The organism is Saccharothrix carnea, assembly GCF_003014735.1.
Lineage (GTDB): Bacteria > Actinomycetota > Actinomycetes > Mycobacteriales > Pseudonocardiaceae > Actinosynnema > Actinosynnema carneum.
The window spans coordinates 42,295-65,769 of sequence record NZ_PYAX01000023.1; the positions used below are offsets into that span (position 1 = coordinate 42,295).

At 71.6% G+C, this 23,475-nt stretch carries 18 protein-coding genes and 1 tRNA gene; 14 read left to right on the forward strand and 5 right to left on the reverse strand.

The window, feature by feature from the left end; all coding sequences use genetic code 11:
* The first annotated feature begins 66 nt into the window (after positions 1 to 66).
* Complete coding sequence (locus B0I31_RS37265; protein WP_106620086.1) at positions 67 to 831, forward strand: SGNH/GDSL hydrolase family protein; 765 nt, start codon at positions 67 to 69, stop codon at positions 829 to 831.
* Between the two features lie 450 nt (positions 832 to 1,281).
* Here the strand turns inward: B0I31_RS37265 and B0I31_RS37270 are convergent, their stop codons facing one another.
* Positions 1,282 to 4,074: an AfsR/SARP family transcriptional regulator gene (locus tag B0I31_RS37270; protein ID WP_106620087.1), complete on the reverse strand. Its 2,793-nt coding sequence runs from the start codon at positions 4,072 to 4,074 to the stop codon at positions 1,282 to 1,284.
* A gap of 189 nt (positions 4,075 to 4,263) precedes the next feature.
* Here B0I31_RS37270 and B0I31_RS37275 point away from each other — a divergent pair, with 189 nt between their 5' ends.
* The 3 genes from B0I31_RS37275 (at position 4,264) to B0I31_RS37285 (ending at position 7,682) form a co-directional block, all read left to right on the forward strand.
* Complete coding sequence (locus B0I31_RS37275) at positions 4,264 to 5,304, forward strand: ADP-ribosylglycohydrolase family protein (RefSeq protein WP_106620088.1); 1,041 nt, start codon at positions 4,264 to 4,266, stop codon at positions 5,302 to 5,304.
* Between the two features lie 285 nt (positions 5,305 to 5,589).
* A complete protein-coding gene (locus B0I31_RS37280) occupies positions 5,590 to 6,288 on the forward strand; it encodes a response regulator transcription factor (RefSeq protein WP_106620089.1) in 699 nt (232 codons plus the stop codon).
* On the forward strand, positions 6,285 to 7,682 hold the full coding sequence (locus tag B0I31_RS37285; RefSeq protein WP_245950715.1) for a sensor histidine kinase: 1,398 nt from the start codon (positions 6,285 to 6,287) through the stop codon (positions 7,680 to 7,682). Before B0I31_RS37280 ends, B0I31_RS37285 begins: the two co-directional genes overlap by 4 nt.
* On the opposite strand, the gene mgrA is transcribed toward B0I31_RS37285, so the two are convergent.
* Positions 7,679 to 8,728: an L-glyceraldehyde 3-phosphate reductase gene (gene mgrA / locus B0I31_RS37290; protein WP_106620090.1), complete on the reverse strand. Its 1,050-nt coding sequence runs from the start codon at positions 8,726 to 8,728 to the stop codon at positions 7,679 to 7,681. The genes B0I31_RS37285 and mgrA overlap by 4 nt on opposite strands.
* A 169-nt stretch (positions 8,729 to 8,897) precedes the next feature.
* Here mgrA and B0I31_RS37295 point away from each other — a divergent pair, with 169 nt between their 5' ends.
* Positions 8,898 to 10,493 (forward strand): vWA domain-containing protein, encoded by a 1,596-nt coding sequence (locus B0I31_RS37295; RefSeq protein WP_106620091.1) that lies wholly within the window; start codon positions 8,898 to 8,900, stop codon positions 10,491 to 10,493.
* Between the two features lie 143 nt (positions 10,494 to 10,636).
* Here B0I31_RS37295 and B0I31_RS37300 read toward each other — a convergent pair.
* Positions 10,637 to 10,712: transfer RNA gene (locus B0I31_RS37300), tRNA-Thr, on the reverse strand.
* A gap of 282 nt (positions 10,713 to 10,994) precedes the next feature.
* Here B0I31_RS37300 and B0I31_RS37305 point away from each other — a divergent pair.
* From B0I31_RS37305 to otsB, 3 genes are all read left to right on the forward strand, one after another.
* Positions 10,995 to 12,332 carry a threonine/serine exporter family protein gene (locus B0I31_RS37305; RefSeq protein ID WP_106620092.1) on the forward strand — a complete coding sequence of 446 codons (1,338 nt, stop codon included), beginning with the start codon at positions 10,995 to 10,997 and terminating at the stop codon, positions 12,330 to 12,332.
* Positions 12,333 to 12,487: 155 nt separating this feature from the next.
* Positions 12,488 to 13,924: an alpha,alpha-trehalose-phosphate synthase (UDP-forming) gene (locus B0I31_RS37310; RefSeq protein WP_053715879.1), complete on the forward strand. Its 1,437-nt coding sequence runs from the start codon at positions 12,488 to 12,490 to the stop codon at positions 13,922 to 13,924.
* 55 nt (positions 13,925 to 13,979) lie between these two features.
* Positions 13,980 to 16,514: a trehalose-phosphatase gene (gene otsB / locus B0I31_RS37315; RefSeq protein ID WP_106620093.1), complete on the forward strand. Its 2,535-nt coding sequence runs from the start codon at positions 13,980 to 13,982 to the stop codon at positions 16,512 to 16,514.
* A gap of 48 nt (positions 16,515 to 16,562) precedes the next feature.
* On the opposite strand, the gene radA is transcribed toward otsB, so the two are convergent.
* Together radA and B0I31_RS37325 are read right to left on the reverse strand one after the other, a co-directional pair.
* A complete protein-coding gene (gene radA / locus B0I31_RS37320; protein ID WP_106620094.1) occupies positions 16,563 to 17,927 on the reverse strand; it encodes a DNA repair protein RadA in 1,365 nt (454 codons plus the stop codon).
* Positions 17,928 to 18,073: 146 nt separating this feature from the next.
* Positions 18,074 to 18,835, reverse strand: coding sequence for a copper chaperone PCu(A)C domain-containing protein (locus B0I31_RS37325; RefSeq protein ID WP_106620095.1), 762 nt, complete (start codon positions 18,833 to 18,835; stop codon positions 18,074 to 18,076).
* A 335-nt stretch (positions 18,836 to 19,170) separates the two neighbouring features.
* Between B0I31_RS37325 and B0I31_RS37330 the strand changes: the two genes are divergently transcribed.
* The 6 genes from B0I31_RS37330 to cysS all read left to right on the forward strand — a co-directional run bounded on the left by B0I31_RS37330 (position 19,171) and on the right by cysS (position 23,474).
* The gene (locus B0I31_RS37330) at positions 19,171 to 19,659 is read left to right on the forward strand and encodes a CarD family transcriptional regulator (protein ID WP_012782996.1); all 489 of its coding nucleotides are present in this window, start codon (positions 19,171 to 19,173) and stop codon (positions 19,657 to 19,659) included.
* A 32-nt stretch (positions 19,660 to 19,691) separates the two neighbouring features.
* Positions 19,692 to 20,402: a 2-C-methyl-D-erythritol 4-phosphate cytidylyltransferase gene (gene ispD / locus B0I31_RS37335; RefSeq protein ID WP_106620096.1), complete on the forward strand. Its 711-nt coding sequence runs from the start codon at positions 19,692 to 19,694 to the stop codon at positions 20,400 to 20,402.
* Positions 20,399 to 20,872: a 2-C-methyl-D-erythritol 2,4-cyclodiphosphate synthase gene (gene ispF, locus B0I31_RS37340; protein WP_245950716.1), complete on the forward strand. Its 474-nt coding sequence runs from the start codon at positions 20,399 to 20,401 to the stop codon at positions 20,870 to 20,872. The genes ispD and ispF overlap by 4 nt, the downstream gene beginning before the upstream one ends.
* 56 nt (positions 20,873 to 20,928) lie before the next feature.
* Complete coding sequence (locus B0I31_RS37345; RefSeq protein WP_106620097.1) at positions 20,929 to 21,324, forward strand: PPOX class F420-dependent oxidoreductase; 396 nt, start codon at positions 20,929 to 20,931, stop codon at positions 21,322 to 21,324.
* A gap of 101 nt (positions 21,325 to 21,425) precedes the next feature.
* A complete protein-coding gene (locus tag B0I31_RS37350; protein WP_106620098.1) occupies positions 21,426 to 22,037 on the forward strand; it encodes an HAD family hydrolase in 612 nt (203 codons plus the stop codon).
* Between the two features lie 45 nt (positions 22,038 to 22,082).
* A complete protein-coding gene (gene cysS, locus B0I31_RS37355) occupies positions 22,083 to 23,474 on the forward strand; it encodes a cysteine--tRNA ligase (protein ID WP_106620099.1) in 1,392 nt (463 codons plus the stop codon).
* Position 23,475 lies beyond the last annotated feature (1 nt).

Consider the following 23,475-nt stretch of genomic DNA (forward strand, 5'->3'; position numbering starts at 1 on the left):
GGTCGACTTGGCGTTGCATGCTGTCCTGCGCGGTCATGGGGGTGCCGCGCGGAGTGGAGGGGATTCATGGAGGGACTGGACAGCTTCGTAGCGGTGGGGGACAGCTTCACCGAGGGGATGGACGACCCGGCGCCGAACGGCACGTACGTGGGGTGGGCCGACCGGCTGGCCGCGATGATCTCGGCCAGGCAGCGGGGGTTCCGGTACGCCAACCTCGCGATCCGGGGCAAGATGCTCCAGGAGATCGTGGACGAGCAGATCCCGTTGGCGGCGGCGTTGAAGCCGAAGCTGGTGACGCTGTGCGGTGGCGGCAACGACATCCTGGTGCCCGGGAGCGACGCGGACGCGTTGGCCGAGGTGTACGAGATCGCGGTGGCCGACCTGCGGGCGGCGGGCGCGGAGGTGCTGATCTTCACCGGGTTCGACCCGAAGCACACGCCGTTGCTGCGGTCGTTGCGCGGGAAGATCGCGATCTACAACAGCCACCTGTGGTCGGTGGCGGAGCGGTACCACTGCAAGGTGGTCGACCTGTGGTCGATGAGCGTGCTGCACGACCGGCGCGCGTGGAGCGAGGACCGGTTGCACCTGTCGCCCGAGGGGCACCGGCGGGTGGCGTTGCGCGCGGCCGAGGTGCTGGGGTTCGAGATGGACGATGCGTGGAACACCCCGTGGCCGCCGTTGGTGGATGAGGATTGGATGACGCAGCGGCGGCACGATTTGAAGTGGGCTCGGGAGCACGTGGTGCCGTGGATCGGGCGGCAGTTGCGGGGTGAGTCGATGGGTGACGGGTTGGCGCCGAAGCGGCCGGATTTGCTGCCGGTGCGCGACTGAGCGAGAAGGTCTTCGGGTCGGGGCAGGTCTGGGCAGGTCTGGGTCGGGGCAGGCTCGATTTGACATGGGGCCCCTTACGGGCACTCCAGGCAGGCCAAAGCCGGGCAGGCCTGGCGGATAAGGCGCCCGCCAGGCCTGCCCGGCTTCGACCAGCCTGAAGCACCCGAACCCCAGGTAAAATCGGGCCTTTTGCGGTTCTGTGCGGGTCCGATGTGGGCGAGCTGTTTGCGGACCTTTGCGGCGAGGTCGCGTCGATTGTCGGCGTTGCGGAGGCGGCGCAATTCAACAGAGCCGGTTGGCCGGCGCTCTCCCCCGAACGCCGGCCAGCCGGGGTTGGGTGGCTTCCCCCCTGGTTCCCCCTTACCAAGAGCCACCCGGCGCTGACCGCGACTCGGGTGATCAGCGCGCCTCCAAGTTCCCACGACTTCGCCATGTCGTGCTAAACAGCGGCTAAACCTCGGAGGTCAAGGCTTCAAGGGCCGTTCGGACCAACATCGCGCGCGGGGAGCCCAGGCGTACGAACAGCCGAAGTGATTCCGCCAGCTCTGCTTGCGCGGCAACGCGTTCGCCGCGTTTGGCCAGGACCGTGCCGAGCACCTGGCGGCCGAATGCCTCCTCGAACTGCATCGAGCCGCCGCGGGCCAGTTCCACTCCTTGCCGGGCGTGTTCCTCGGCCTCGGGTAACAGGCCCAATTCGGCGTAGAGCTCGGCCAGGTTGTTCATCGCCACCGCGTAAGCGCGCTCGTCGCCGTGGCGGTGGTAGATCTCCATGGCCAGGTATTGGTGTTGGGCCGCCGTTTCGCGTTGGCCGAGTCGTTGCTCCACTTGGGCGAGGTTGTTGAGCACGGTGGCTTCGCCGAGGGCGTCGCCGTCCCGGCGGGCCAGTTCGACGGCTTCCCGGTGGTGGCTGAGGGCTTCTTCCACCCTGCCTTCGGCGACCAGGGCCAGCGCGAGTTGGTCGAGGGTCATCACGAGGTAGCGGGGTTCGGCCAGGTCGACGGCGATGCGGTGGGCGAGTTCGGCCTGTTCCAGGGTTCCGCGGAGGGCGCCGGCGCGGTTGTTGATGTCGTGCATGGCGTTCAGGACGAGCATTTCGCCGCGCCGGTCGCCGATGACGCGGGCCGAGGCCAGGCCGAACTCGGCGATGCCCCGCCACTCGCGGCTGACGAGCCTGGTCACGCAGTAGGTGTGGACGAGGCGCACGAGTTGCCAGACCTGTTCGTGCAGGCCGACCTCGGAGCCCGCGTGCACGAGGGCGATGAGGTTGGGCCACTCCTTGTCGAACCACGACAGCGCCTGTGCCGAGGTGGCCGGTCGGGGTGCGGCCGAATCGCCGGTGAAGTCCAGGCCGTCGGACACCGGTCTGATCAGGCGGCGGGCGTGGTCGCAGGCGCACAGGTAGTGGTCCATCAGCCGGCGCAGGCCGCGTTCGCGGTGCTCCACGACGCCGCGCGCGTAGAGGCGGACCAGGTCGTGCAGGACGAAGCCGCCGCGCCACTGCTCGACCAGCAGGTGGGCGTCGGCGAGGTCGGCGAGGCGGGCGGCGGCGGTGCCCAGGTCGATGTCGCACACGGCGGAGATGGCGTGCGGGCTCACCCACCGGCCCGGCACGAGACCGGCGGCGCGAAACGTCTCCGCCAGCTCGGGCGGCAGGTTGCGGTAGGAGACGGCCAGGGCGCGTTCGACGCCGAGGCCGGTGTCGGCCAGGTCGAGGGTGCGCAGGCGGGCGGCGTCGTCGGAGAGCTGGTCGACCAGCGCCTCGACCGTCCACTCGGGACTGAAGACGAGCTTGGCGGCGGCGACGCGCAGTGCAAGGGGGAGGTTGCCGCACAGCTCGACGAGCATGCGGACGGCGGCCGGTTCCTGGTCGGAGAGTGGCTTGCCGACGACCTCGTCCACCAGGCGGATGGCTTCCTCGTCGGACAGCGTGTCGAGGGTGAGCATCCGGGCGCCGTTGCTGACGACCAGGGATTCCAGGCGTCGGCGGCTGGTCACGAGGACCACGGAGCCGGCACCGGGCGGCAGGAGCAGGCGGACGTGCTCGGGGTCCCAGGCGTCGTCCAGGACGACCAGGACGCGCCGCTTGGCCAGCACCGATCGGTACAGGCCGACGCGGTCGTCCAGGTCGCGCGGCACGCCGTCCGCGGGCACGCCCAACGCCAGCAGGAACCTGGCCAGGACCTCGGCGGGCTCGACCGGGTCGCGGTCGGGTGCGAAACCGTTGAGCGACGCGAAGAGCAGGCCGTCCGGGAACTGCTCGGCCCGGCGGTGGCCCCAGGTGACGGCCAGCTCGCTCTTGCCGATGCCGGCCGCGCCGTTGACCACCGCGATGGTGGTGGCCGCCAGGTCACGCCCGTCGCACAGGCGGTCCAACCAGGCCAGTTCCTCGTCGCGGCCGATGAAACCGCTGGCCGCGGCGGGCAGCTGGGCCGGCACGACGACGCCCGGACGGGGTGGCACGACGGCGGGTTCGGCCAGGCCGGGCGAGCTGAGCGCCGGGTCGTCGCGCAGCACCTGCTCGTGCAGCACGCGCAGGCCGGGGCCGGGGTCGATGCCCAGTTCGTCCACGACGCGCCGGTGGAAGCGCTGGTAGGCCTCCAGGGCGTCGGCGCGCTGGCCCGACCGGTACAGGGCTCGCATCATGTGGCCGACCAGGCGTTCCCGGAACGGGTAGTCGTTGACCAGCTGGCGGAGTTCGCCGACGAGCTCCAGGTGGCGGCCGAGTTCCAGCTCCGCCTCGATGCGCTCTTCCACTGCGGCAAGCCGAAGCTCTTCCAGGTCGGACGTGACCGGGTCGCCCGGGACGTCCGCCAGCACCGGGCCGCGCCACAGGCCGAGCGACTCGCGCAGCAGCTGCGCCCGGATCGGCGCGGGCTTGCCGCGCGCGCTCGACACGAGCTGCCGGGCCCGGTGGAAGTCCAGCCGCCACGGGTCGACCGACAGCTGGTAGCCGGGCGGGGTGGTGAGGATCCGGGCGGAGCCTGCCGGGTCGGCCTCCTCCAGCATCCGGCGCAGCCGCGACACGTAGCCGTGCACGATGGTCCTGGCCGTGGCGGGCGGATCGTCGGCCCACAGGCTGTCCACGATCTCGTCGATCGGGACGACCCGGTTGGCGTCCAGCACCAGCATCGCGAGCAGGCCGCGCATCCCCTTGCGGCCGATGAGGAGCTGTCGGCCGTCCGCGAGCACCTGCAACGGTCCGAGGACGCCGAACTCCAGCCCGCTCTTGCTCCGGTCAGCCATGCCCCTCCCCCGCCTCGTGCGCTTCGGCCCGGTCACTGGATCAGGTGCGGCCGAGGTGCCGTTGGATACCTGTGAGTAGATGTTGCTTGCACAACTAGTCGTGCTGCGCTCACCCGACCGGCGTCCGACGGCTAGGGTTTTGGCCCCGGACGTCCCGGCCGAGTTCTGGGCGAGTGCAGGAGGGCAAGAGTGCCGCGCGAGCCGATGAACGTGGTCGACCGTGGCTCGGCGTGCCTGTTGGGCGGCGCCCTGGGAGACGCCCTCGGCGCGCCCATCCAGTACCTCGGGTGGGCCGACATCCAACGGGACCACGGGCCGGAAGGCGTGCTCGCGCCACCGCGTCCCGCGCTGGTCACCGACGACACGCAGCTCACGCTGTTCACCGCGGACGGCTACCTGCGGGCCTGGGTGCGCGGTCGGACCACCGGCGAGTGGGACCCCGTCGAGGTGGTCTGGCAGAGCTACCGGCGGTGGTTGATCACCCAGCAGGTGGCCGCGCCGGAACCAGGCGCCGCGGGCCTCGTGGGCGACGAACGGCTGTACTCCAGCCGGTCGCCGGGCCTGACGTGCCTGCGCGCGCTGGCCGCCGACGCGCCGCCGACGCCCGAGGAGCCGCACAACGACTCGTCCGGCTGCAACGGCGTGACCCGGACCGCGCCCGCCGGGTTCGCGCCCAGCGCCGAGATCGCCTACGACCTGGGCTGCCGGTTCGCCGCGCTGACCCACGGCGGCACCGGCGGCTGGGTGTCCGGCGGCGCGTTCGCGCTGCTCATCCACCTGCTGGCGGTGCGCGGGCGGCCGATGCGGGAAGCCGTGGACCAGGTCATCGGACGGGTGCTGCGCGACGACCCGTACACCGCGAACACCCTGAACCGGGCCGTCGTGTTCGCCGACGAGCACCGGGCGCAGGGGTTCGACTCGGTGCGGGTGGACCGGCTGGGCAGCGGCTGGACGGGACCGGAGGCGCTGGCGATCGCCGTGCACACGGTGCTGGTGTACCCGAAGCGGAGCCAGTTCGTGGACGCGCTGCGCGCGGCGGCCAACCACTCGGGCGGCAGCGACGCCACGGCCGCGTTGACGGGCAACATCCTGGGCGCCCTGCACGGCACCTCGGCGTTGCCGCGCGACTGGCTGGCGGGCCTGGAACTGGTGGACCTGCTGACCCGGCTGGGCGCCGACCTGGGCCACTCGGTGACCGGGCAGGAGTTCGACTTCGCCCGCTACTCGTGAGAAAGGTGAAGCCGGCCTCGGCACGCACGTTCCCGAAAGCGTGCGACCGAGGCCGGCTCTCCACGCGGTCTGCGCAGGACAACGCCCCGAGCGCGGAACCCGGCTGACCTGGCCGTGGAGCGGGAAAACCCGTGGCGGAACCGTAGCAGAGAGCATGTGAGTCATCACACCCGGGCCACCTGTTTGCCGACGCGAAGTGGTCTCGGGCACAGCCCACCCTGTCGCGAACCTGTCGACTCGCTGTCGGCCGGCCCACGTCGGGTGGGGGTGCCGCACCATGGGCGGGTGGACAAGGGCACTTCGGTTCGACTGCTCGTGGTGGACGACGAGCCGCACATCGCGGACCTCGTGGCGACGGTGGCGCGGTACGAGGGCTGGCAGGCGGTGACCGCGGGCAGCGGCGAGGCGGCGCTGCGGACCGCGGCCGACTTCCACCCGGACATCGTGGTGCTCGACCTGATGCTGCCCGACCTGGACGGCTTCACCGTGCTGGACCGGCTGCGGTCGGCGGGTGCGATGGTGCCGGTGGTGTTCCTCACCGCGCGTGACGGCACCGCGGACCGGGTCGCGGGCCTGACCCGCGGCGGTGACGACTACCTGGTCAAGCCGTTCTCGGTGGAGGAGCTGATGGCCCGGCTGCGCGCCGTGCTGCGGCGGTCGACCGGGCCGACGTGGAAGCGGTCCGTGCTCGAGGTGTCCGACCTGGCCCTGGACGAGGACACCCGCGAGGTGCGGCGCGGCGGGAAGCTGGTCACGCTCACGCCGACCGAGTACGAGCTGCTGCGCTACCTGATGCGCCGCTCGCCCGCCGTGCTGACGAAGGCGCAGATCCTCGACCACGTGTGGGAGTACGACTTCGGCGGCCGGTCCAACGTGGTCGAGCTGGTCGTCTCGCACCTGCGGCGCAAGCTGGACGACGGCGGCGAGCCGTTGATCCACACCGTCCGCGGCGTGGGCTACGCGCTGCGGCGAGCCGCGGAGTGACGCGCCGCCGGCTGCGCCTGGGTACGCGCCTGGCGTTGGGCCTGGGCGCGTTGGCGCTGGCGGTGTTCGCGGTGGTCGGCACGGTGATGGCGCAGAGCATGCAGGCCTACCTGGAACGCAGGCTCGACGCGCAGATGAGCGACACGCAGGTGTCGCTGAAGAAGGACTTCGCCAAGAACGGCACGGTCAAGGGCAAGGCGTACGGCTGGTACTCGGTCGTCTACGACGTGCGCGACGGCGTGGCGACGCCGAAGAACCGCGACGACCTGCCCGCCGACGCGGGCGAGCTGGCCGAGGTGGCGTTGCGGGTCGGCGGGCCGGACCCGGTGTACCGGACGGACTACCTGCACGGCGACGGCACGTACCGGCTGCGCGGCTGCCGGGTGTCCGACGGCGTGGTGCTGGTCAGCGCGGCGCCGATGAACGACATCACCACCACCGTGCGGCAGCTGGTGATCGTGGAGGTGGCCGCGTTCCTGCTCGCGCTGATCGCGTTCGTGGTGATCGGGCGGGCGGTGCTGCGGCGCGGGTTGCAGCCGTTGAGCGACATGGCGCGGACCGCGCACGACATCACGTCGCACGACCTGACCGACTCGGCCCGGCTGCCGGTGCGCGCGGAAGGCGGCAACGGCGGCGTGGAGGTCGAGGAGCTGCGCACCGCGTTCAACACGATGCTGGACCACATCGACACGTCGTTGGCCGCCCGCACCGCCGCCGAGCAGCGGTTGCGCCGGTTCATCGCGGACGCCTCGCACGAGCTGCGCACGCCGTTGACGTCGATCCGGGGCTACGCGGACCTGTTCCGGTACGCGGCGGCGAACGCGCCGGAGGAACGCGAGGCGCACCTGGAGAAGCTGCGGTCGGAGGCGGCGCGGATGAGCGTGCTGCTGGACGACCTGCTGCTGCTCGCCCGGCTGGACTCGGCGGAGGTGGAGACGCCGTTGCGGCTGGCCGAGGGCGACCTGGCGGCGTTGGCGCGGGAGGCGGCGGACGCGTTCCGCGCGGCGCACCCGACGCACCCGCTCACGCTGACCGTGCCGGACGGGCCGGTGCGGCTGCCGTTCGACCCGCTGCGGCTGCGGCAGGTGGTGGACAACCTGCTCACCAACGCCGCCGTGCACACGCCGGTGGGCACGTCGGTGTCCGTCTCGGTCTCGGTGCGGGAGGCGTCGGCCGTGCTGCGGGTCGGCGACACCGGCCCCGGCATCCCGGCCGCCGACCGGTCCCGCATCTTCGACCGGTTCTACCGGGTGGACGACTCGCGCACGCGTGACCGCGGCGGCAGCGGGCTGGGGCTGGCCGTGGTGCACTCCCTGGTCGCCGCGCACGGCGGCACCGTGGAGCTGACCAGCCGGCCCGGCTCGACCGTCTTCACGGTGACCCTGCCCCGTTAGCCTGCGTTCGAGGACTCCGCCCACAGGTCGATGCCCGAGTCGACCGCGTGCACGTCGATCTGCTCGATCTCGTCGTCGGTGAGCGGCGGGCCGTCCAGCGCCGCCACGTTGGCCTCCAGCTGGCCGACGCTGCTCGCGCCGATGAGCACCGACGTGACCCGTTCGTCGCGCAACGCCCAGGTCAGCGCGAGCTGCGCCAGTGACTGGTTGCGCGACGCCGCGATGTCGTTCAGGGCGCGCACGTGCGTCAAGGCGGCCTCGCCGAGCAGGTCCTCGGACAGCGACTTGCCCTGGGTGGCACGGGAACCGGCCGGCACGCCGTCCAGGTACTTGTCGGTCAGCATGCCCTGCGCCAGCGGCGAGAACGCGATGCAGCCGACGCCCAGCCCACCCAGCGCGTCGAGCAGGTCCCGCTCGATCCACCGGTTGAGCATCGAGTACGAGGGCTGGTGGATCAGCAGCGGCACGCCCGCCGTGCGCAGCAGTTCCGCCGCCTCACGGGTCTTGGTCGCCGAGTAGGACGAGATGCCGACGTACAGCGCCTTGCCCTGCTGGACGGCGCTGACCAGCGCGCCGACCGTCTCCTCCAGCGGTGTGCCGGGGTCGAACCGGTGCGAGTAGAAGATGTCGACGTAGTCCAGGCCGAGCCGGGACAGCGACTGGTCCAGCGAGGCCAGCAGGTACTTGCGCGAGCCCCACTCGCCGTACGGCCCGGGCCACATGTCGTAGCCCGCCTTGGTGGAGATCACCAGCTCGTCCCGGAACGGCCGCAGGTCGTCGGCCACCATCCGGCCGAAGTTGACCTCCGCCGAGCCGTAGGGCGGGCCGTAGTTGTTGGCCAGGTCGAAGTGCGTCACGCCGAGGTCGAAGTGCGTCACGCCGAGGTCGAACGCCCGGCGCACGATCGCACGCCCGGATTCGTAGGGCCGGTCATCACCGAAGTTGTGCCACAGGCCGAGCGACACGGCGGGCAACTTGAGCCCGCTGCGCCCGCACCGCCGGTAGGTCATCCGGTCGTACCTCGAGGCGTCGGGTTGGTGGGCCACCTCACCACCTTGGCACGCCCGGCTGCCGTTTGCGCGCCGGGGAACGGGACGAAGTTGGTCTTTTCGGACCGTATCCGGCCGATCGCCCGATCATCCGCCAGGTGTGCCCGGACATCGTGGTCCGGCACCCGGGCCCCTGCGTCCGGACGCGCGAGTGGAAAGAGACCACATGCGTCACCTACTCAGACGCGGCACGCTGTTCGCCGTCGTCGCGCTGACCGCCTCAGCCGTCCAGTTCACCTCGCCCGCGGTCGCCGCCCCTGCACCCGCCGCCGCCGCACCGTGCGGTCCCCTCGACGTCGCGTTCGTCCTGGACGACACCGGCAGCATGGGCGGGGCCATCGCCAACCTGAAGACCGGCATCAACGCCATCGTCAACGACGTCGTCACCGCGTCCGGCGGCGACTACCGCCTCGGCCTGGTCACGTTCAAGGACAACGTCACCGTCCACAACAACCTCGCGCCCGGCAATGCGGCGGCGGTGACGAGCTACGTCACCAACACCCTCGCCGCGAGCGCGGGCAGCGCCGAGCCGGAGGCTTCCGACGAGGCGTTGAACACGGTCGTGAACAACCTGCCCGCGGCGGGTCGCCCGCAGAACGTCGACTTCAGCGGCGCGTGGCGGTCGAACGCGATGAAGTTCGTCGTGCTGGTGACCGACGCCCGACCCGGCGGTTTCGACAACGTGCACGCGGCCGTGGACGTGGCCAACGCCGCGCAGCGGGCGGACGACGCCCTCGGCAAGGGCATCAAGATCTCCCCGGTGTACGTGCCGACGTCGACCACCTACAGCTCGGTGATCACGCCGATCATGCAGGACTACGCCACCACGACCGGCGGTGTGTCGACGCAGACCACGTCCACCGGCGCGGGCACGGCGGACGCGATCCGCAAGCTGCTGTCGGACTGCCGGCAGACCGACGTGGTCATCCGCGACCAGGTGACCGACACGGGCGCCGAGCCCAACCCGAACGGCACCGTGTGGAACAGCCCGGACATCAAGGTCTGCCCGACCGCGGCGGACTGCGCGGGCATCCAGCCCGTCGTCGGCGCGACGAACGTCGTGCACGTGCGGCTGAACAACGCCTCCGCCCCGAGCACCGGCACGCTCAAGGTCTACCGCACCCCCGCCGGCGGCGGCACGACGTGGAACAACGCCACCAACGGCGACTGGGTGTACATCGGCGAGCAGTCGCTGACCGTGCCCACCGGCGGCACCGTGGCCAAGATCCCGTGGGCGAACATCCCGGGCCCCGGCCACTTCTGCCTGCTGGCGCGCTGGGTGTCGGCGACGGACCCGATGACGTTCGCCGAGGGCCCGAACACCGCGCAGAACACCAGGAACAACAACAACATCGCCTGGAAGAACCTCCAGACCGTGCGCGGGAAGGTGTTCGAGCCGGTGCGGTCCTGGTTCACCCTGGGCAACGCGACCGAGCGCGAGGTCAAGACCGACCTGGTGCTGACGGGTGAGCGGCCGGTGGCGGGCGCCGTGGTGATCGACCTCGGCCCGCGCCTGTTCGAGCGGTGGCGCGCGGGCGGCGGCCAGGCGGTCGGCGTGAAGCAGGTCGGCGAGACGGCGTTCCAGCTCGACCCGAAGCGGTCGGCGCTGCTGGGCGTGCCGCTCCTGCCGGGTGAGCGGTTCACCACGGAACTGACCTTCACGCCCGAGGCACCGGGCGAGTACCTGACGAACCTGGTCCAGTTCGTCGAGGGCGAGGACCACGGCGGCGTGGCCTACCAGGTCATCACCGACCGCGGCTGATCCGACGACGCGGCCCGTGCCCTCGGGCGCGGGCCGCGTCCACCAGGCCGGACCCGGTCGCGCGTCCCACCGTCGACCGCGACCAGCTATGATCATGAAACCACGCCCTGACCAGCGCTTTCCGCGGTCAGGGGTGGTCGAGGTGGAGCCGGTGGCGGGACTTGAACCCGCAACCTTTCGCTTACAAGGCGAGTGCTCTGCCAATTGAGCTACACCGGCGTGGCCAGGAGGCCTGGAACATCGTAAGCGCCCGCAGGGGGTGCTACCTGCGGCGAACGGTCTGCTCACGGTGGGCCCGCGTTGGTCCGTCCGGAGGTCGCGGGTACCGTCCGGGTGGCCCTGGGAACCCCTAAAACCGCTGGCCAGCGGTATCAACAGTGTTGAACGCACGGTGATCGAGTCACCTGGTCCAGGTACCCCGTCAGGGGGTGGTGCAGGACACAGCCTCGAATGTGACACGGTCGGGCGTGGCAGCCGGGTGAACGAGGGAGGTGGCGCCGGGTGCGGCTGTGGCGCCGGCGGTGGCAGCACACCGAGCAGGCACGACCGGTCGAGGGACCGTCCCTTCCGGACGACTCGACCGTCCACCTCGTACTCGACCTGGCGCTGCGCGTCGGCGAGGCGCAGATGGCGGGCGGGGCGGGCGCGGCCGACGTGACGGCCACCATCCTGGCGGTCACCACCGCGTACGGCCTGCCGCACACCGAGGTCGACGTGATCTACACGTCGATCACCGTCTCCTGCCACCGCGGCACGGAAGCCGCGCCCGTGACGTCCATGCGGGTGGTGCGCGGCCGCAGCGTCGACTACAGCCGGCTGGCCGCCGTGGAGGACCTGATCCGGCGGATCACCTCGGACGGCGTCACCGCGGCGGACGCGTCGGCCGAGATCGAGCGGATCAGCCGGGCCGACCACCCGTACCCGCGCTGGGTGGCCACGCTGGCGTGGGCGGGCATGGCGGGCGCGGTGGCGTTCCTGGTCGGCGGCGGGCCGCTGCTGGCGGCCACGGCGGCCGTCGTCACGGCGTTGATCGACCGGGTCGGCCGGATCCTCAACCGGCGCTCGCTGCCGTTCTTCTTCCAGCAGGTGGTCGGCGGTGCCCTGGCCACGTCGATCGCGGTGACGATGTACGCGACCGACCTGCTGCCGAGCGTGCGGCCGTCGTTGCTGGTGGCCACCGGGATCGTGGTGCTGCTGTCCGGCCTGTCGCTGGTCGGCACCGTGCAGGACGCCATCACCGGCTACAACGTCACCGCGGCCGGCCGCACGGTGGAGGTCGCGCTGCTCACCGCGGGCCTCATCGCGGGCATCGCGCTGACCCTGCGCGCGGGCGTGCAGTTCGGGGTGCCGACCAGCATCGCCGACCCGCTGCCCCCGCTGGCCTCCGACGTGCCGATGCAGTTCGCCGCGGGCGCGGCCACCTCAGCGTTCTTCGCCCTGGCCAGCTACGCGCCGGTGCGGGCGCTGCCGATGGCCGCCGCCGCGGGCGCGGTGGGCACGACCGGTTACGGCCTGCTCGCCCTCACCGGCACGAACTCCATCACCTGCGCGGTCGTCGCGGCCACCGTCGTCGGCTTCGTCGGCAAGATCGTCTCCCGCCGGCTGCGGACGCCTCCCCTGCTGGTCGCGGTGGCGGGCATGGTGCCGCTGCTGCCCGGCTGGACCACGTACCGGGGCCTGTACCAGCTGACCGCCGAGGGCGACACGGCCGGCCTGTCCACGCTCGTGCTGGCCGCCGGTACCGCGCTCGCACTCGCGAGCGGCGTCGTCCTGGGTGAACATTTGGGTCGTCCGGTGCGCACCGGCCTGGGCCGACTCGCCGCCCGTTCCCGGCGTTGAGCGGCTGAACACCGCGATTCCACGTGAGATCGGACACCTGACGGGCTTTCGTCAAGTCAACACAGTGTGACGGGAGTGACGACAGGGCATCCAACCTGGGCGTTCCCACTAACCTCGACGGTGGGCGAGACGAATCCCTTAGGAGGCGCTACCCGGTGAGCAGCATTGGCGAGAACGGCGCGGACTTCCTGGTCGTGGCCAACCGCCTACCGGTTGACCTGGAGCGCCTGCCCGATGGCACGCAGCGGTGGAAGCACAGCCCCGGTGGCCTGGTCACCGCCCTGGAGCCGTTCCTGCGCACGCACAGCGGGGCGTGGGTCGGCTGGCCCGGCATCGCCGACGCCGAGGTCGACGCGTTCGAGGAGGACGGCCTCCAGCTGCACCCCGTGGCGCTGAGCGCGTCCGAGGTCGCGGACTACTACGAGGGCTTCTCCAACGGCACGCTGTGGCCGCTCTACCACGACGTGGTCGCGCCGCCCGCCTTCCACCGGCGCTGGTGGAACGCCTACGTGCGGGTCAACCAGCGGTTCGCCGACGTGACCGCGAAGGTCGCCGCCCAGGGCGCCACCGTCTGGGTGCAGGACTACCAGCTGCAGCTGGTCCCGGCGATGCTGCGCGAGCTGCGCCCGGACCTGCGCATCGGCTTCTTCCTGCACATCCCGTTCCCGCCGGTGGAGCTGTTCATGCAGCTGCCGTGGCGCACGGAGATCATCCGCGGCCTGCTGGGCGCCGACCTGGTGGGTTTCCACCGGCCCGGCGGCGCGCAGAACTTCCTGTGGCTGGCCCGCCGCCTGGTCGGCCTGGAGCCGAGCCGCGGCGCGGTCGGCGTGCGCACCCGGCCCGGTGTGGTCCAGGTCGGTGACCGCACGGTGCGGGTCGGGGCATTCCCGATCTCTATCGACTCGGCGGGCCTCGACGCCCTCGCGCGGGACAAAGAAGTCCAGAAACACGCGAAACAAATTCGCGAAGACCTCGGGAATCCGAAGAAGATTCTGCTCGGGGTGGACCGCCTGGACTACACCAAGGGCATCGACGTGCGGCTCCGCGCGCTGCACGAACTCCTCGCGGACGGCCGCGTGAACCCCGGCGAGGTCACCATGGTGCAGCTCGCCACGCCCAGCCGCGAACGCGTCGAGCACTACAAGCAGATGCGGGGCGAGATCGAGCAGGCCGTGGGCCGGATCAACGGCGAGTTCTCCACCGTCGGCCACCCCGTGGTCCACTACCTGCACCAATCGGTCAACCGACGTGAGCTGACCGCGTTCATGACCGCCGCCGACGTCATGGTCGTGACTCCGGTGCGTGACGGGATGAACCTGGTGTGCAAGGAGTACGTCGCCACGCGCTACGACCTCGGCGGCGCGCTGGTGCTCTCCGAGTTCGCCGGGGCGGCGGCCGAGCTCACGAGCGCGTTCCTCGTCAACCCCCACGACCTGGACGGCGTGAAGAACGCGCTGGAAGCCGCCCTCACGCTGGATCCGGCCGAAGGCCGCCGTAGGATGCGCGCGCTGCGCCGCCAAGTCCTCACGCACGACGTCGACCGATGGGCTCGATCGTTTCTTGATGCCTTGGGCACGCAGTCCACGATCTGAATCAGTTCAGATTGATGATTCCTGACCTTGTCCCACCGAGCATTGAGGAGGGGCGTTGACCGCCGAGGCCCTCCCCGCCGAACTTCGTCGTGCGATCGTGCAGTTGGCACGCACACCGCGCCTGCTGGTCGCCTGCGACTACGACGGGACATTGGCTCCGATCGTGGCCAACCCAGAGGACGCCCGCCCGCTGCCCGAGTCGGTGGGCGCCCTGCGCTCCCTGGCCGGTCTGCACGAGACGACGACGGCGGTGATCTCCGGGCGCGCGCTGCGCGACCTGGCGACGCTGTCGCGCCTGCCGTCCGAGGTGCACCTGGTGGGTTCGCACGGATCCGAGTTCGACGTCGGTTTCGTGCACGCGCTGGACGCGGACGCGAAACAACTGCACCGCCGCCTGGAAACCGAACTGGAGGGGGTCGTCGCCGGGGAAGAGGGCGTCGGCCTGGAGGTGAAGCCCGCGAGCATCGCGGTGCACGTGCGCCGTGCCGACCCCGCCGTGGGGGAGCGGGTTCTGAACGCCGTGCGCACCGGGCCGGCCACCTGGGACGGGGTGCAGGTCACAGAGGGCAAGGCCGTGATCGAGTTGGCCGTGGTGCAGACGGACAAGGGCCACGCCCTGGACGTCCTGCGGCACCGCGCGTCGGCGACCGCGGCCGTGTTCGTCGGTGACGACGTGACCGACGAGAAAGCGTTTGCCCGGCTGAGTGGGCCGGACGTCGGCATCAAGGTCGGCGACGGCGAGTCGCTGGCCGAGTACTCCGTCTCCGACACCCTCGACGTGGCCACCGTGCTGGCGTTCCTGCTGGAGGAACGGCGGGCGTGGCTGCACGGCGACCAGGCCGTGCCGATCGAGCGGCTGACCATGCTCGCCAACGAGCGCTCGGTCGCGCTGCTGACCCCGGACGCCCGGCTGAACTGGCTGTGCCACCCGGAGCCGGACTCGGCGGCGGTGTTCGCCGACCTGCTCGGCGGGCCGGCCGCGGGCCACTTCTCGATCAAGCCGGAGCACGGCTCGCTGCCCCTGGGCCAGCGGTACGTGCCGGGCACGATGATCGTGGAGACCCGCTGGTCGCGGCTGCTGGTCACGGACTACCTGGACCACGACCTGGCCTCGCACCGCACCGACCTGGTGCGCCGCATCTCCGGCTCCACCAACGCGGTGATCACGTTCGCGCCGCGGCCGGAGTTCGGCCAGGTGCCGGTGCGGCTGCTGCGCGAGCGCGACGGCCTGCGGATCGTCGGCACCTCGGACCCGATGGTGCTGCGCTCCCCCGGCGTCGACTGGCAGATCACCTCCGACGGCATCCAGGAGACCGCGACGGCCGTCGTGCGCCCCCGCGAGGGCGCGCCGATCCTGCTGGAGCTGCGCTGCGGCACGGACGACCTGTCCGAGGCCACGCTCGGCGAGCCGGAGCGGCGGGCGCGGGCCGGCGCGTTCTGGTCGGACTGGGCAGCGACGCTGAAGCTGCCGCCGGTCGAGTCGGACCTGGTGCTGCGGTCGGCGTTGACGTTGAAGGGCCTGGTGCACCACGACACCGGCGCGATCATGGCCGCCGCCACCACCTCGCTGCCCGAGGAGCTGGGTGGCATCCGGAACTGGGACTACCGGTACTGCTGGCTGCGTGACGCGGCGCTGACCGCCCAGGCCCTGGTGTCGGTCGGGTCGCTCGGCGAGGCGGAGGCGTTCCTGGGGTGGGTGCACGGGGTGCTGTCGACCCTGCCCGGCCCGGAGCGCCTGCACCCGCTGTACACGTTGCAGGGCACCATGCTGGGCGCCGAGGCCGTCATCGACACGCTGCCCGGGTACGCCGGGTCGCGGCCGGTGCGCGTGGGCAACCTGGCCAACCAGCAGGTGCAGCTGGACGTGTTCGGCCCCGTGGTGGACCTGGTCGTGCAGCTGGCCGACGCGCGCGGCTCGTTGACCGACCAGGACTGGCTGATGGTGCAGGCGATGGCCGAGGCGGTCGCCCGCCGGTGGCACGAGCCCGACCACGGCATCTGGGAGGAGCGGCACGCGCCGCGCCACCACGTGTACTCGAAGGTCATGTGCTGGGTGACGCTGGACCGGGCGGTGATGCTGGCCGAGGCGTACGGGCGCGAGATCGACCCGTCGTGGCCGGTGCTGCGCGACACCATCTCCAACGACGTGCTCAAGCACGGGTGGAGCGAGGACGCGCAGTCGTTCACCACCGCGTACGACGGCGACGACCTGGACGCGGCGTCGCTGCACGTCGGGCTGTCGGGGTTGATCGACCCGACCGACGACCGGTTCCAGGCCACCGTGACCGCGATCGAGGCCGAGCTGCGGTCCGGGTCCACGGTGTACCGGTACCGGCGCGACGACGGCCTGCCGGGCGACGAGGGCGGCTTCCACCTGTGCGCGGCGTGGATGATCGAGGCGTACCTGCTCACCGGGCGGCGCACCGAGGCCGAGGAGCTGTTCGCGCAGATGGTGGACGCGGCCGGGCCGACCGGTCTGCTGCCCGAGGAGTACGACCCGATCGCGGAGCGCTCCCTGGGCAACCACCCGCAGGCGTACAGCCACCTGGGCCTGATCCGCTGCGCCCAGCTGCTGGCGGCCACGAGGTAGGTGTTCGGCCGGAACGGCGTCCCCTGTCCGCCAGGGGGCGCCGTTCCGCTATTTCTTGAGCTTGAGCAGGTTGAGGGCCTCGTGCAGGTCGTTCGCGACCAGCGCCCGGGTGCCCTGCGGCAGCGGACCGGCGTCCGGCGGCACGAGCGCCTTGGTGAAGCCGAGCCGGGCCGCCTCGGTGAGCCGGCGGCCGACACCGTTGACGCGGCGCAGCTCACCCGACAGGCCGACCTCGCCGACCACCACGAGGTCGTGCGGCAGGGGCAGGTCGCTGGCCGCCGACGCGACGGCCAGCGCCACCGCCAGGTCGACCGCCGGCTCCACGAGCCGCATGCCGCCGACGGTGGCGGTGAAGACGTCCTTGTTGCCCAGCCCGACCCGGCCGCGCTTCTCCAGCACGGCCAGGACCATGGCCAGCCGCGCCGAGTCGAGGCCGCTCACCGCGCGCCGGGGCGCGGGCAGCGCGGTCGGCGTGACCAGCGCCTGGACCTCGCCCAACATCGGCCGCTTGCCCTCCACGACGACCGTGACGGCGGTGCCGGACACCGCCTGGTCACGGCGGTGCAGGAACAGCCCGGACGGGTCGGGCACGCCCGCGATGCCGTCGTCGCGCAGCTCGAAGCAGCCGACCTCGTCCGCCGGGCCGAACCGGTTCTTCACGCCGCGCAGCAGCCGCAGGGTGGAGTGCCGGTCGCCCTCGAACTGCAGCACCACGTCCACCAGGTGCTCCAGCACGCGCGGCCCGGCGACCGAGCCGTCCTTGGTCACGTGGCCGACCAGCACGACCGGCAGCCCGCGCTCCTTCGCCACCGCGATCAGGCCGGCCGTGACGGCGCGGACCTGGCTGACCCCGCCGGGCGCACCGTCCACCGCCGGTGAGGACATGGTCTGCACCGAGTCCACGATGAGCATGCTCGGCTTCACGGCGTCGACCTGGCCGAGGACGGCGGAGATGTCGCTCTCGGCGGCGAGGAAGATCTCGTCGTGCAGGTTCCCGGTCCGGTCCGCCCGCAACCGCACCTGCCCCGCCGACTCCTCACCGGTGACGTAGAGGCACCGGCCGACCGACAGCGCCCACTGGTGCGCGACCTCCAGCAGCAGCGTCGACTTGCCGACCCCCGGCTCACCCGCGAGCAGCACGACGGCGCCGGGGACGAGGCCGCCGCCGAGCACCCGGTCGAGTTCCAGCACACCGGTCGACACGGCCCGCGCGGACTCGATGTCGACCTGCGCGATGGGCCGCGCCTCACTGCTCGGCGTGCCCGCGAGGAACCGGGGAGCGGCCGAGACGCCCCGCTCCTCCACCGTGCCCCAGGCCTGGCACTCCGGGCACCGCCCGACCCACTTGGCCACCTCGTGCCCGCACTCGGCACAGCGGTACGTCGCCCTGGCCACCCGTGCTGTCTTCGCCACGCCCGGAGGCTATCCGGCGGCACCGACAACACCGCCCGGGCGCCGGGGCGTGCCGATCTCCGCCACCGGAGATGTCGGACCTTCCGGGCAAAATGAAAGCAGGGGCCCCTGGGCGGGGACCCCTGCGCAGCGTGCTCGAGGTTCGGTCAGTGCTCCGAGGGAGCGTCCTGGCGCGGTTCCGGGGAGGCGCCGATCGGCAGCTCCAAGGTCACCTCGCCCGCCTTCTCGAACAGGAACTTGACCCGGATCGTCTCGCCCGGCCGCAGCGGCTTCTTCAGCCCCTTCAGCACGATCTTCACCTTGCCGGGCTCGGTGGGGTCCACGGACGACGGCAGCTTCGTGCCGGTCGTCGGCGGGCTCGAGATGGACGTGCCGCTGCCCGTCGTGGCCGAGCCCGTCGTCGTGGTGGTCGTCGAGCCCGAACCGGACGGCGTCGTCGTGGTCGTGGTCGTCGGCTCGTGGGAGTCCGATGGCGCGTGCGAGCCGGACGTCGACGTCGGCTTGGTCGTCGTGGCGTGGCTGCCCGCGTCGTCCTGGTCGGCACTGGCGACCACCGCGGACCCCGGCTCCAGCCGCTTGTCGCCGGTGATCTCGGCCGGCGCGGAGGACTCGCTGGTCACACCCAGCAGCGTGTCCGCGGCGGTGCCGTTGTTGGCGATCACGACCACGATGGGCGCGTCGTCGCCGTCCTCGTAGGAGCCGTGCGCCACCGGGAACAGGAACTGCGCGTCACGGACGGCGATGTCTCCCACCTGCCCGCTGGCCCCGTTGACGACGGCCACCTGCGTGTCCGTCTGCGTGACCTGACCTGCGCTGCAACCTGCGGCGGCCAAGCCGAGGCCGGTCGCCAGGGCGGCCACGACGGCCAGGCGGCGCGGCGCTGGGGACTTCTGGAGTGCGCGACCCACGGCTGCTCGGATCCTTCCCGGTGTGCTGACGAGGCGGGTCGTACCCGGTAGTAACGGGTTCGACCACCAGTCCAGGAGCCTAACGGGGTGCCCTCGGACCTGCGGCATGTGGTGTCCCACAGCCGTCCCGAAGCCGTACCGCAGCAGTCCCGCGGCGGTCCGCGACCCTCCCGCGCACGTCCACAGTGGAGCAAGATCCACCACGGGCGTTGCATGCGACCGGGTGATTTGTCAACCCCCCACGCGGCCCTGACCAGCGCTAACTGATCTCAACAGGCCGATGAGGGGATTGCTCGGCGTGTTAGGATGGGGTTAGCGAAAGGGGCAGAGGACACATGGTTTTCAAGGTCGGAGAGACCGTCGTCTACCCGCACCACGGTGCCGCTCTCATCGAAGCAATCGAGACCCGTGTGATCAAGGGCGAGGAGAAGAAGTACCTCGTCCTCAAGGTTGCCCAGGGCGACCTCACGGTTCGCGTCCCCGCCGACAACGCCGAGATCGTGGGCGTTCGTGACGTCGTCGGCCAGGAGGGTCTTGACAAGGTCTTCGAGGTCTTGCGTGCTCCCCACACGGAGGAGCCGACCAACTGGTCCCGGCGGTACAAGGCCAACCTCGAGAAGCTCGCGTCCGGTGACGTGAACAAGGTGGCCGAAGTGGTGCGCGACCTCTGGCGGCGCGAGAAGGATCGCGGACTGTCCGCTGGTGAGAAGCGGATGCTGGCGAAGGCTCGACAGATACTGGTTAGCGAACTGGCGCTGGCCGAGGGCACCGACGAGGACAAGGCTGAGGTCCTCCTCGACGAGGTCCTGGCTACCGCGTCCTGATCGTTCCACCCGAAAAAACGGAAACCGCGAACATGGGTGTGGTCGCGCTCGTGCCCGCGGCGGGCCGGGGTGAGCGGTTGGGCTATGGCATGCCCAAAGCGCTCGTGCCGGTCGACGGCGTTCCGCTGCTCGTGCGTGCGGTGCGCGGCCTGTTCGACTCCGGTCGCGTGCGGCACGTCGTCATCGCGGCGCGGCCGTCCGATGTGGACGTTGTGAATACCGTCACCGCCCCGTTGGCCCCAGCCGACGGGGCGGTGCACGTCGTGGCCGGTGGCGCCGAGAGGTCGGACTCGGTGCGCCTGGCCCTAACGTACGCCTTGCGTGAGATCGCCGACACTTCGATCGTGCTCGTTCACGACGCGGCCCGCGCGTTCACCCCGGCGGCCGTGGTGCGGGCCGTCGTGGACGCCGTCGCCGCAGGTCACCCCGCTGTCATCCCGGTGCTGCCGGTCGTGGACACGGTCAAGCAGGTCGATGTCGACGGCGTGGTGGTCGCCACACCGGACCGCGCGGCGCTGCGGGTCGTGCAGACACCCCAGGGCTTCGACGCGGCCGTGCTGCTGCGCGCGCACGAGGCCGCCCAGGCGGCGGGGCTCGGTGCGACGGACGACGCGGGCCTGGTCGAACGGCTCGGTGTGCCGGTCGTCACCGTCCCCGGTCACGCCGACGCCATGAAGATCACCACGAAGTTCGACCTGGCGGTGGCCGAGGCGCTGCTGGTCGGCACCGGAGGAGCGGCGTGATACCCAGGGTCGGCATCGGCACGGACGTCCACCAGGTGGAACCCGGCCGCGAGTGCTGGCTGGCGGGCCTGCGCTGGGACGACGCGGACGGGTGCGCCGGTCACTCGGACGGTGACGTGGCCGCGCACGCGCTGTGCGACGCGTTGCTGTCCGCCGCGGGCCTGGGTGACCTGGGCGCGGTGTTCGGCACGAGCGACCCGCGCTGGTCCGGGCGGCACGGGGTGGAGTTCCTGGCCGAGGCGCGACGCCTGGTCGAGGAGGCCGGCTACCAGGTCGGCAACGCCGCGGTGCAGGTCATCGGCAACGCGCCGAAGATCGGCAAGCGCCGGGACGAGGCGCAGCGGGTGCTGTCCGAGGCGGTCGGCGGCCCGGTGTCGGTCAGCGGCACGACCACCGACGGCCTGGGGCTGACCGGGCGCGGCGAGGGCATCGCCGCCGTGGCGACCGCGTTGCTCGTCCCGCTGGGCTGATCCCGCGCCTGGGTCGAGCCGGCCGCCGGGTTGATCGTCCCGCTAGCCTGAGCCGCATGGCGGTCACCCTCAGCGAGTCGGCGCGGGCCCTGGTCGACGGGCGGAACTACTCGGTCCTGGCCACGCTCAACCCGGACGGGAGCCCGCAGACATCGGTGGTGTGGGTGACCCGGGACGGCGACGACCTGCTGTTCTCGACGCTGCGCGACCGGGCGAAGGAGCGCAACCTGCGCCGTGACCCGAGGGCCAGCGTGAGCGTGTGGAGCACCGCCGACCCCGAGGTGTACGCGGAGGTGCGCGGCACCGTGACGATCGTCGAGGACACCGACCGCGCCCTGGCGAACGCACTGTCGCACAAGTACACCGGTGAGGACTTCCCCGCCGACGCGCCCGGCAAGGTCCGCGTGGTGCTGCGGCTCACGCCGACGAAGGTCACCGGCAACGCCGCCTGACAGCAGGGCGGGCGGTGCGCGCTACTCCGGTCTGGTGAGGCTGCTCTCGGTCTGCGGGATACCCGAGACCTCCGATGTCCGGACCACGTAACGTGCGTTATGTGACGATCCGCGCCGTGCTCTTCGACTTCTCCGGCACCCTGTTCCGCTTGGAGCACGACTCGCTGGCCGCCCACGCCGAGCTGATGCGCGCGCTCACCGCGCCCGTGGGCCTGGCGGACGGGCTGGACCTCGACGTGGCGGAGTGGGAACGCCGTGACCTCGACCCCGACGCCCACCGCGAGATGCACCTCGCGGTGCTGGCGAAGGCGGGCGCGAAGGACCCGGCGAAGTTCTACGCCGACCTGTGCAGCCCGCCGTTCTGGCAGGCCTACCCGGACACCGCGCAGGCACTGGGCACCGAGGTGCCGACCGCGGTGGTGAGCAACATCGCGTGGGACATCCGCACCGTTTTCGCACGTCACGGCGTTGAGAACCGGGTGGACGAGTTCGTGCTCTCCTACCAGGAGGGCTTCGTCAAGCCGGACCCGAAGATCTTCCGCATCGCCTGCGACCGGCTCGGCGTGCACCCCAGCGAGGCGCTCATGATCGGTGACAGCGCCGAGGCGGACGGCGGCGCGGCGGCCATCGGGTGCCAGGTGGAGATCGTCGAGCCGCTGCCGACCGGCAACCGGCCGGACGCCCTGCTGCAGGTGCTCCGCAAGCACATCTGACCGGGCGATTCAACCCCGTCCGGCCACCGCCCGTACCATTCCCACGTGAGCCTCCACCTATTCGACACCGCGACCCGGTCCATGCGGGAGTTCGTCCCGCAGGTCAGCGGAACGGCGTCGATCTACGTCTGTGGGGCCACGGTGCAGGGCGTTCCGCACATCGGGCACGTGCGCAGCGGCCTCAACTTCGACGTGCTGCGGCGCTGGCTGGGCCGCGACGGCTCGACCGTGCGGCTGGTGCGCAACGTCACCGACATCGACGACAAGATCCTCGCCAAGGCGGCCGAGAACGAGGCCGAGTGGTGGGAGTGGGCCTACCGCAACGAGCGGGCGTTCGACGACGCCTACGACGCGCTGGGCTGCCTGCCCGCGTCGTACTCGCCGCGCGCGACCGGCCACGTCACGCAGATGGTCGAGCTGATGGAACGGCTGATCGAGAAGGGTCACGCGTACGCCTCCGAGGGCGACGTGTACTTCTCGGTGACGTCGTTCCCGGAGTACGGCGCCCTGTCCGGGCAGAAGCTGGACGAGGTGCACCAGGGCGAGTCCGCGGCGACGGGCAAGCGCGACGCGCGCGACTTCACGCTGTGGAAGGCGGCGAAGCCGGGCGAGCCGTCGTGGCCGACGCCGTGGGGTCCGGGCAGGCCGGGCTGGCACCTGGAGTGCTCGGCGATGGCGACCGCGTACCTGGGCGGCACGTTCGACATCCACGGCGGCGGCATCGACCTGATCTTCCCGCACCACGAGAACGAGCAGGCGCAGTCGCGCGCGGCGGGCGACGGGTTCGCCCGGTACTGGATGCACAACGCCTGGGTGACCATGGGCGGCGAGAAGATGGCCAAGTCGCTCGGCAACACGGTGTCCATCCCGGCGATGCTGGAGCGCGTCCGCGCGCCCGAGCTGCGGTACTACCTGGTCGGCCCGCACTACCGGTCGCACATCGAGTACTCACCCGAGGCGCTGGACGAGTCGGTGTCGGCGTACCGGCGGATCGAGTCGTTCCTGCGGCGCGTGGTCGAGCGCACCGGTGCGGTCGGCGCGGACGGTGAGCTGTCGCCCGCGTTCGTGGCCTCGATGGACGACGACATGGGCACGCCCGGCGCGCTGGCCGCGATCCACAAGCGGCTGCGCGAGGGCAACACGGCCCTGGAGGCCGGTGACGACCTGGGCGCGCGTGCCGCCGCCGAGTCGGTGCGGGCGATGACCGGCGTGCTCGGGTTGGACCCGCTGTCGCCGCTGTGGCACGACGCCGCGGCGGGTGGCGCGGGCAGGCACGCGTTGGGCGTGCTGGTGGAGCGGCTGCTGGAAGAGCGGTCGCAGGCCCGCAAGGACAGGGACTTCGCGCGCGCGGACGCGCTGCGCGATCACCTGCTGCTGGCCGGTATCGCCGTCGAGGACACCCCCGACGGTCCGTTGTGGACGTTGAAGGACGACTGAG